6 protein-coding genes are annotated in these 9117 nt (G+C 69.1%); 2 read left to right on the top strand and 4 right to left on the bottom strand.

The features are described 5' to 3' along the window. Window positions 1-22: 22 nt before the first annotated feature. The 4 genes from ACFVIM_RS29135 to ACFVIM_RS29150 all read right to left on the bottom strand — a co-directional run bounded on the left by ACFVIM_RS29135 (window position 23) and on the right by ACFVIM_RS29150 (window position 6821). Complete coding sequence (locus ACFVIM_RS29135) at window positions 23-2632, bottom strand: FtsX-like permease family protein (RefSeq protein ID WP_384307441.1); 2610 nt, start codon at window positions 2630-2632, stop codon at window positions 23-25. Next, window positions 2629-3387 carry an ABC transporter ATP-binding protein gene (locus ACFVIM_RS29140; protein WP_384307444.1) on the bottom strand — a complete coding sequence of 253 codons (759 nt, stop codon included), beginning with the start codon at window positions 3385-3387 and terminating at the stop codon, window positions 2629-2631. The genes ACFVIM_RS29135 and ACFVIM_RS29140 overlap by 4 nt, the downstream gene beginning before the upstream one ends. A gap of 1216 nt (window positions 3388-4603) precedes the next feature. After that, the gene (locus tag ACFVIM_RS29145; RefSeq protein ID WP_384307447.1) at window positions 4604-5758 is read right to left on the bottom strand and encodes a tryptophan 2,3-dioxygenase family protein; all 1155 of its coding nucleotides are present in this window, start codon (window positions 5756-5758) and stop codon (window positions 4604-4606) included. A 58-nt stretch (window positions 5759-5816) separates the two neighbouring features. Further along, window positions 5817-6821 (bottom strand): methyltransferase, encoded by a 1005-nt coding sequence (locus ACFVIM_RS29150; RefSeq protein ID WP_384307449.1) that lies wholly within the window; start codon window positions 6819-6821, stop codon window positions 5817-5819. Window positions 6822-7739: 918 nt separating this feature from the next. Between ACFVIM_RS29150 and ACFVIM_RS29155 the strand changes: the two genes are divergently transcribed. Then, window positions 7740-8594, top strand: coding sequence for an ArsR/SmtB family transcription factor (locus ACFVIM_RS29155; RefSeq protein ID WP_384307452.1), 855 nt, complete (start codon window positions 7740-7742; stop codon window positions 8592-8594). Between the two features lie 197 nt (window positions 8595-8791). Then, on the top strand, window positions 8792-9007 hold the full coding sequence (locus tag ACFVIM_RS29160; protein WP_384307454.1) for an MbtH family protein: 216 nt from the start codon (window positions 8792-8794) through the stop codon (window positions 9005-9007). The last annotated feature ends 110 nt before the right edge of the window (window positions 9008-9117 follow it).

Raw genomic sequence — 9117 nt, forward strand, 5'->3', positions numbered from 1 at the left:
CGTCAGCGACGCGTCGGGCACCTCACTCGCGCCCGCCGATCGCGTCGATCGGCCTGGGCCGCAGGGCGAACCGGGTGGCCATGGTGATCGCGCCCCAGGAGAGCGCGACGGTGAGCGCCACGATCGCGAGGAGACCGAGCGGGGAGACGCTGGGCACGGATGACCTCGTCAGCGCCTGACTCATCCCGACCAGCGGTGGGATCGTCGCCAGCAGACCGAACAGCAGCGCCGAGAAGACCACGATCCGGGCCTCGCCGTTCATCATCGAGCGGACATGGTCCCGGCTCGCGCCGATGAGCTGGAGCATGGCGAACTCCCGGACCCTCGCCGCCGTCGCCATCACCAGGGTGTTCACCACGGCGATGGCGATATAGCCCAGCAGCAGGGTCTGGAAGAGGAGGTTGAGCGCCCAGTCGCCCGAGCCACCGGGTCCGGGCGCGAGCGAGAACGCCCCCCGGTCGCCCACCTCGACGGTCGGGTAACGCTCGACGGCGTCGCGCAGCGCACCCGCGAACTTCCCCCGGTCGGTCCCGTCCGCGGCCTTGACCAGCACCGCGCTGTCGACCTGCGAGGTGGTGTGCGCGACGACGAGGTCGTTGGGCAGGGTGACATCCCCGAAACCCAGACCGTTCTCGTAGATCGCCACGACCCGAGGCTTGATCACCGTGCCGTCACCGAGCCGCAGGTCGATCTTCTTCCCTCGGTCCGTCCGTACGGTCTCGGCGACGACCCGGCTCAGTGCCACCGCCTCGCCGCGGAGTTCCGCGAGGTCGCCCTCGATCACCTTGAGGTCCATGTTCTCGGAGAGCCGTTCGGGCGCCACGCCCTGGGCGGCGAAGACCTTGGTCGCCGTGCTGTCCTCGGACGGGAACGTCAGCAGCACCTGCATCCGCGCCACGGGCGTCACCACCCCGACCCCCGGCACCTCGCGTACGGCGTCCACGACCTCCGGGGAGACACCGGAGCCTGACGACGCGGTCAGCACATGGTCGGCCCGCAGTCCCCCCTCCAACTGGTCCTCCGAGGCCGCGATCGTCGTGGAGGCGCCGAAGACCTGTACGGCGGCCAGGGTCACGCCCATGGCCAGTGGTGTGGCGGCCGTGCTGAGCCGTCGCACATGGGCCCGCGCATTGGCCTGGGCGAGGAACCCATGGGCCTTGGACTGCCGGTTGAGGCGCGGGCCGAACAGGACGATGGCACCCCGGAGCAGTACGGGTCCGAGACAGCCGACCGACACCACGAACAGCAGGACGGCGCTCGCCGCGGTGTCGGCGGCCGAGTCGCCGGGCACCACCAGCGGATTGCCCAGGGTCAGCAGCAGCCCGAGCGGGATGAGCAGGACGCCGATGGTCAGCCGGACCCAGCCGAGCTTCTTGGGCTCGACCGCGGCGTCCCCGAGCGCCTCGACCGGATTGGTCTTGGCTACCCGTCGCGCGACCATCCAGCCGCCGAGCCGGGCGCTGGTCACACACAGCACCAGCGAGGCGAGGAAGGGGATGAACCCCACGCTCATCTCGAAGTCCGCGGGCATCGCGCCCGCCAGGATGAACACGCCACGCATCAGGAACGCCAGGGCGACACCGGGGATCGCGCCGACGAGGGCGCCCGCCACCGACACCAGCGTCATCTCGGCGCCGATCATCCAGTGGATCTGTTTGGGCGTCGCGCCGATGGCGCGCAGCAGGGCCAGTTCACGCCGGCGCTGCTGTACCGACAGCGCCAGGGTGCTCGCCACCACGAACACCACGATCAGCACCATGGTGCCGCCGAACGACGCCGATGTCTCGACCACCAGGCTGCGGGCGTCGCCCACGTCCAGGAACTCCATGTCGCCGCGTTCGGCGCCGGTGTGGACCACCACGTCCGGCACATCGGCCTTGATCCTCTTGGCCAGCTGACCCGCCGGGACACCGGGCTCGGCGCGCACACCGATGGCGTCCACCCGGTCCGGACGGCCGAACAGCTTGGTCGCCTGGTCATCGGTGAAGAACACCGCGGACTGGCGTTTCAGCCCGTCCCCGGGTGCGGCGGCGATGCCCACCACGCGATAGGACGACGCGACCGAACCGACCACGAGCCGGAGCGTCGAGCCGGGCGACACATCGGCGCGCTTGGCGAGGTCACCGTCGAGCACGACCTCGTCGGCCTTGGCGGGCACGCGGCCCTCGCGCACCGTGAACGGACCCAGCGCGGCGGCGGACCAGCCGTGTCCGAACACCGGGAAGCCGTCGGGGCCGCCCACCTCGTCGCCGTCCGAGTTCACCACACTGACCTCGACGTTGACATCGCCGATGGCGGACTCGACCCCCGGTACGGCGGCGACGGCGGCGACCTTGTCGGCGGGCAGCGTGACGCGTTCGCTGTAGCGGACCTCAGCGGTCTCATCCAGCCAGAACGACTGTTCGCCACCGACGACCACCGTGGCGCCCGAGTAGCGCTCGGGCGTCACGCCGGTGCCGAGTCCGGACAGCAGCAGGATCCCGCAGGCGGTGATCACCGTCGAGCCCGCCGCGATAGCGACGAAGGAGCCGACGAATCCGCCCTTGCGCCCCTTGATCGTGCTCCACGCCAGCGACAGGTCCTTGCGGTACGGCACCACCAGGCGGATCAGCCGCCGGATGGCCCGGATCACCACTCACCCAGGTGCGTCATGCGCGAGGCGACCTGATCCGGGGTGGGCCGTTGCAGCTCACCCGCCAGCTTGCCGTCGGCCAGGAACACCACCGAGTCCGCGTGCGAGGCGGCGACCGGGTCGTGGGTGACCATCAGCACCGTCTGCCCCATCGAGTCCACGATGTGCCGGAGCAGTTCGAGGACCTGCTTACTGGACCGGGAGTCCAGTGCGCCGGTCGGCTCGTCCGCGACCACCACATCCGGATGGGTTATCAGCGCGCGCGCGATCGCGACCCGTTGCTGCTGACCGCCGGAGAGTTCACTCGGCCGACGCTTCAGATGCTCACCGAGACCCACGGCGGTGAGGACCTGACGCAGGAACTCGTGGTCGGTCTTCCGGTCGGCGAGCCGCAGCGGCAGGGTGACATTCTCCTCGACGGTCAGTGAGCCCAGCAGGTTGTAGGCCTGGAAGATAAAGCCGATCCGCTCACGACGCACCTCGGTCAGCTCGACCTGGTTGAGACGCGACAACTCCATCTCACCCAGCCAGACCGAACCCGAGGTCGGCTGGTCCAAGCCGGCCGCGCAGTTGAGGAAGGTGCTCTTACCGGAACCGGAAGGTCCCATTACGGCAGTGAAGGTGCCGCGACGCAGCTCGATGCTCACCGCATCCAGCGCCTGCACGGGGCTCTTCGTCGAACCGTACACTTTGGACACCGAATCTAAGCGGATCGACCAGTCAGCGGGTGTGGCGCGCCACGCAGAATGAGTCATGCCGCGCAGCCTACCCGAGACCACAGCGCGTTCCGCCGCTTCATGCGGATCACGACATCAATCAGCAAAGCCCAGCAGGAGTCCGCCCCGACGGCGGCACATGCAGGGAAACCATGCGCACCGCCCCCAGGAATTCCCGGATATCGGCACCGGCCGAAATGACATCCTTTCCATTCCGCTGACCGGCGCCCTCGCGTCCCGTCGCCCGGCACAGGCGATCGGGCGGATTCCGCGCCCGATCACCGCACCCACTCACGCGACGGTGACAGAACACGCGAGGCGATGGCTTCCCGCACCCGAGGGGACCTTCGGCCACGGGGCCCGCCAGGGGATTCTCGCGCGACGGCAGATGAACAGCGCTTCTCCGCACCACTGTTGAAGACCGGCGAAACCGGCACACCCGCGCCCGGGAATCGCGGACGCCGCACGCGACGATGTCCGGCGGTCCGAATCCCCCGCGGGGACGGTGAGCCACGGCCCTCTCACCGCGCGCCGACGCATCTCCACGCAGGGGCGTCCCACCCAGGTGCGACTCGGTACCGCTCCCTCCGCATCCCAGCGCGCCATCCCCGGGGAGCGACACCGCCTTCGACCGGGCGACCGGTTCGCCTTCTCTTTACTGACGTACGCCCCATGCCTCTTGACAAGAAAAGCCCCGGACCCCGATGAAATCTTCATCGCCATTCCGCCAGGGCAGCAGAGAATCGCATTCCGCCACCGCTCACCTATCACATCTCCTCGACCCCGGCTCATCCACAGCGCATACGGGAATTCCCTCTGTCCAGAAGGGCGGAATGAGGTCGGGCCAAACCAATCACACCTCCCCGCGTCATCGAACTCCGCCGTCATCCCAGCGGCGGGCTAAACCCGCGACACGCGGCTCCCGCCGCACCGTCGAACAGTGCGGCCGGTCGTCGCCGAAGAGCATGGCGCCCCGTTCCCGCGTCCGGCGCGCTCTCCCGTCCCGCGCGCCGGGCCCGCGGCGTGCGACCGAGCGCGACGGTCCGGCGCGCGACTCCGCCCGCCTCCCCCGCACACGCTCGTCACCCACCCCGCCCACCGCGGCCGGCCCCGCCGCCGGCCGCCCCGCGGCGCCGGGCGGCCCCAAGCCCAGAGCCCGAAGCCCCGAGCCGCGAGCCCCCGAGCCCCCGAGCCCCCGAGCGCAGGAGACAGAACTACAGAGCGACTCAGCGACCGACGGTGGCACGACCGGTGCTCAGCGGAACGCGAAACCCAGCAGATCGAGTCCGGGCGCGGTGGTCACGGGTTCAGGAACCAGGTTGTCCTTGCGGATGAACCGCTTCAGGTATCCCGCGCCTTCGGTGCCACCCGACCCCGCCACTCCGGGCAGATAGCGGCGGCCGAATCCGTAGTGCCTGCCGCGCCAGGTCAGTAACGTACGCTCCGCCTCGTCGAGCGCCTCGGTCAACTCCGGATCGTCCGCCTCGAGCACCGCGTCGCGCAGCGAGCGCACCGAACGCAGGGGCGGCACGGTCAGCTCGTGCAGGTGCTCGAACTTCGTGTACGTCTCGCCCTTGCGCGCGTCATAGCCGTACAGCACCAGCTCCATCATGTGGTAGTTCAGCGACTGGACGGCGCTGGCCTCCCCGGTGGCGTCGCGGAACGCCAGGAACAAGTCGGGGGTGAGGGTGCGCAGCACATGGAAGATGTGGTTGGGCAGTTCCGCGTAGTGGGCCAGTTGCGTCATCAGCGCGTGCGCCTGGCCATCGGCGCGCCCGATGGACATCTTCGCCCGCACCGTGAAGTAGCGGATCAGGTAGAAGGCCAGTTCACACGATTGCACCGCCCGCAGGAAGAGATGCTCGTGGTGGTCGTTCGAGATGAGGAACCCGGAGCAGCGGGTCAGGACGAAGGTCTGCCAGCGGGCCAGACTGTCCTCACGCGCCCGTGCGAAGAGTTCGGCCGCCGTCCTCGGGCTGCCGGTCTCCACCTCCAGTCGCCCGATCCACTCCCGCAGGGCGTCCAGTCTGCGCAGTCGCTCCTCGGTGTGGTCGGCCTCGGTCAGCCGGGGAGCGGCACGGCGCTCGACCGCGTCCAAGTCGGCGAGGGTCGCCTCCAGCGCCAGCAGGGCCCCGGCGACGGGCTCGGTCGGGTGCAGGTCGAGGAACCACGAGTAGACGTGCAGATTGGCGTAGCGGTAGTACTCGGGGATGGGCTCCCTGCTCAACGGCCGGGTGAGGAGCCGCATCACCTCACTCCCGGCTCCCTGGTCCGCGTACGCCTCCTCGTAGAGCTCGGCCAGCAGATCGCGCTCGACCTGGGTCAGTGCCTCCCGTCCCCCCTTCTCCTGAAGCTGTGCGACCTCGTCGCATCGACCCGAGAGTTGCAAGGACGCCGGTACGGTCTCCATCTGTCCTCCAGCACAGCGCTCAGGACCACGGGCCGTCGCCGACCCGTGGCATGACGTCTCATCTCTTGAAACCGATGACCAGGTGCTTGTCCTGAGTGGACCGGCGCACCTCGCAGTCGGCGAACCCCGCGCTCTCCAACAGGCCGATGAACTCCGCCGCGGTCCGGTGCCTGCCCTCCGCCTCGACATGCATCGACAGGTTCATCACGGCCGTGGGCAGGGGCCCGCCGCGATCGTCGTCGAACAGGCGGTCCATGACGAGGACCCGACCGCCGTCGGCACACGCGCGATACGCCTTGCGCAGCAGCTCCAGGCCGATCTCGTCGGTCCAGCCGGAGAGGATGTAGCCGAACGCGACGCACTCGGTCGGCGGGAACTCATCGCGGTGGAAGTCCCCCGCGGCGAAGTCCAGCCTGCCTCGCAGGTCGTATCGCTCGACGGTGTCGGCCACATACGGGCCGACCTCGGGCAGTTCGAACACCGTGGCACTCAGGCCGGGGGTCGCCTCCAGCGCGGCCACGCAGAACGGCCCGCTCGCGCCGCCGACGTCCAGGACATGCCGGACCCCCGCCAGCCCGGCCATGGGCACCAGCTCACGGGAGACGTCATAGGTGAGCTGCCACATGGCCGCCACGAACTCCTCGGTGAGCTTCGGAGTCTTGTACATGACGTCGAACGGGGCGGGCAGGGAGGCGTCCACGGACGGCTTCCCGGCCGTCAGATAGCCATCCAGCTGGGGCAGGCGGCCGAGGGTACTGTTCATCACATGGCTGAGGAAGCCGCCGACAGAGCGGGGGCTCCTGGGGTCGAGGAAGGGCGCCAGCTCCACGGGGACCTGGTAGGCACCGTGCTCGTTCCGCTCGATGACGCCGAAGGAGGCGAGCACCAGCAGCAGCCGGTCGAGCGTCTCCTCGTCGAGCTCCAGCGCGACCGCGATCTTGCCGGTGGGTACCGGTGCCCCCTGGTCGAGGAGGAACCCGAAGACACCGTGCTTGGCCGCCAGATGCACCGCGGTCGTCGCGTACACGCCGTAGACGGCTTTCTCTAACGCGTTGGGCAGCATGAGTCAGTCTCCACATCGTCGCCGCGAGCGGTCAGGGCGGTCGTGGCGCGCGCCGGTACGCGCGCCCGCCTCCCGCGTCAGGGGGAAGGGCGGCGCGACGTCGATCGGGACGAGTCGGCCACGACGGGGAGTAGCACCCTGTGATTGCCGGGAGGCTATGTGCGGCGCGCACAGGCCCTCAAGGAAGTTGCCTTGTCGTTCAAGGACCAGTCCGCGGGCCTCGCGGATCGACCTGACGACAGCACCCTTCCAGGACCGGCCGCCGGGGTCCGCATCCGCGTGGCCGGGCACCGCCTTCCATGGTTCTCAGCCGCGGGGAGCCTGGAACGCGTCGTTCTGCGCGTTCCACTTGTGCGGGCGAGCCGCGACGGGAATCACTGACGAAGCCTGGACCACGCATCGCCGTCCACGCGCGGCGCGAAGGTCCCGGAACAGCCCCTCGCCCCCTTCCTGGACAGCCATTTCGGGCGACAGGCACCGGGAGCGCCCGGTGGTCCGCGGGGACTGGACCACCCACCGGCACGGTCTCTGAACGCGGCGGTGAGCGCGTCTTCCGCTGCCGGATGACGCGATCACACCCCTCGCTCAGCGGCCAAAATTCATCTACTCTGCCGATGCGGTCAAGCGCTTGTCAACGTCGACACGACGTGATCATCGTTACACCTTGCGATCCTCAACCACCGCTTTATCGTTTTGCCGCGTAGGGTCAACTGGGAACGCTGGTGGGGTCGGCTCGGTCTGGGACGTGGCCACAGTGTGGCGTGTCGAGACTGTTTCCCGCGCACTTCGAACGTCGGACACGTGCCGTGGCCCGACGCTCACTTGTGCGCCAAGGTGCGGGCCCACCAGCAGTGACATGTTGGGGGGGGCGAAGATTTGAGGATTCACTTCACGGTTGACGATCTCGCGCGTTTAAGCATGATCTCCACTCTGGGTCCTGTCGTCGAAAGCGCCTTCGCACTGGAGCAGTTCGGCAGGCAGGGGAACGCCACCTTCCACCTCTGGCGCAAAGGCGTCCGCGAGCAGCTCGGTACCCGGGTCGCCGAGATCGAGCAGCTCGCCGACCGGTACAGCGCCGACGAACTGCTGCCGCTGCTCAGGCTGCACTCGGGCGCCAGCCCCGAGGCGGGGGGCGATGAACGGGCTCGTCAGCGGGTGCAGACGACCCTGTTCGAGTTCTGTCAGGTGGCCGTGTTGCCGCACTGGCGGCAGATGCGCGGTCACATGGCGTCGGTACGCGATGCCTACGGCCGGATCGGTATCGCCAACGGCATGCACGCCCTGCTGGACAACCTCCACCCGAAGCTGAACTGGAAGCCTCCGGTCCTGGAGGTGGCGGGGGAGCCCGACCGCGATGTGTATCTCAACGGACGGGGACTCGTGCTCAGTCCGTCGCTGTTCATGGCCGGCAAGGCCTGCATGGTCCTGGACAACGTCCAGGAGCTCGGGGTTCCCGTCCTGGTGTTCTCCGTGCCCGTGGACTCGGCGACGGAGTCGGAGTTCTGGTGTCACCGCGGGGGTGGCGAGCAGGCTCTCAGTGCCTTGGTCGGACACACGCGTGCCGCCGCGCTCCAAACGCTCTCGGAGAGTTGCACCACAGGCGAGCTCTCGCAACGGCTGAACATCTCCCTGGCCGGCGCCAGCAAGCACGCCACAGTGCTGCGCAAGGCGGGACTGGTCACCACGGCACGCAAGCGCAACACGGCCCTGCACTCGCTGACACCGCTGGGCGTGGCGCTGCTGCGGCAGCGGCCGTCGGCGAGGACGTCGTAGGCACGGCGAACACCCCGGGCCCTGGGCCGGAGATCCCTCTCCGGTTCCGGCCCAGGGCCTGTCCGGTAGATCAGGCCGGCGAACCCAGCAAGATCCGTCAGACAGCCCCTGGCGGCCCATGTGACCCCGTGGTGCCGCCCAGGCCCGGAACCGGGCTGTCGAGCCGGCCGACGCACACCACCCACGAAGGGACAACGATGAGCACCAATCCGTTTGAGGATCCGGACGGCACCTACCTCGTGCTGGTCAACGACGAGGGCCAGCACTCCCTTTGGCCGGCCTTCGCCGACGTACCCGCGGGCTGGACGGTCGCCCTGTCCGAGACCGACCGGCAGTCGGCGCTCGACCACGTCGAGGCGAACTGGACCGATATGCGGCCCCGGAGCCTCGTGGAGGCGATGGAGCGGAGCTAGGGCGTGTTTCGAAAGTAGCGCCGTCCGCCCGGCCATCGGTCGCGCGGGGGCCGTCCGTCTGGGAACAGCGCCTCCGGGCGGGGTGGACAGACCTCTGGTGAGGTCTGTCC

It is taken from the genome of Streptomyces sp. NPDC057638, assembly GCF_042800315.1.
In the GTDB taxonomy this organism is placed as follows: Bacteria; Actinomycetota; Actinomycetes; order Streptomycetales; family Streptomycetaceae; genus Streptomyces.

Coding starts and splice junctions, on each gene's coding strand:
- ACFVIM_RS29140 (WP_384307444.1), bottom strand. CDS start 3,387: ATGACTCATTCTGCGTGGCGCGCCACACCCGCTGACTGGTCGATCCGC.
- ACFVIM_RS29145 (WP_384307447.1), bottom strand. CDS start 5,758: ATGGAGACCGTACCGGCGTCCTTGCAACTCTCGGGTCGATGCGACGAG.
- ACFVIM_RS29150 (WP_384307449.1), bottom strand. CDS start 6,821: ATGCTGCCCAACGCGTTAGAGAAAGCCGTCTACGGCGTGTACGCGACG.
- ACFVIM_RS29155 (WP_384307452.1), top strand. CDS start 7,740: ATGATCTCCACTCTGGGTCCTGTCGTCGAAAGCGCCTTCGCACTGGAG.
- ACFVIM_RS29160 (WP_384307454.1), top strand. CDS start 8,792: ATGAGCACCAATCCGTTTGAGGATCCGGACGGCACCTACCTCGTGCTG.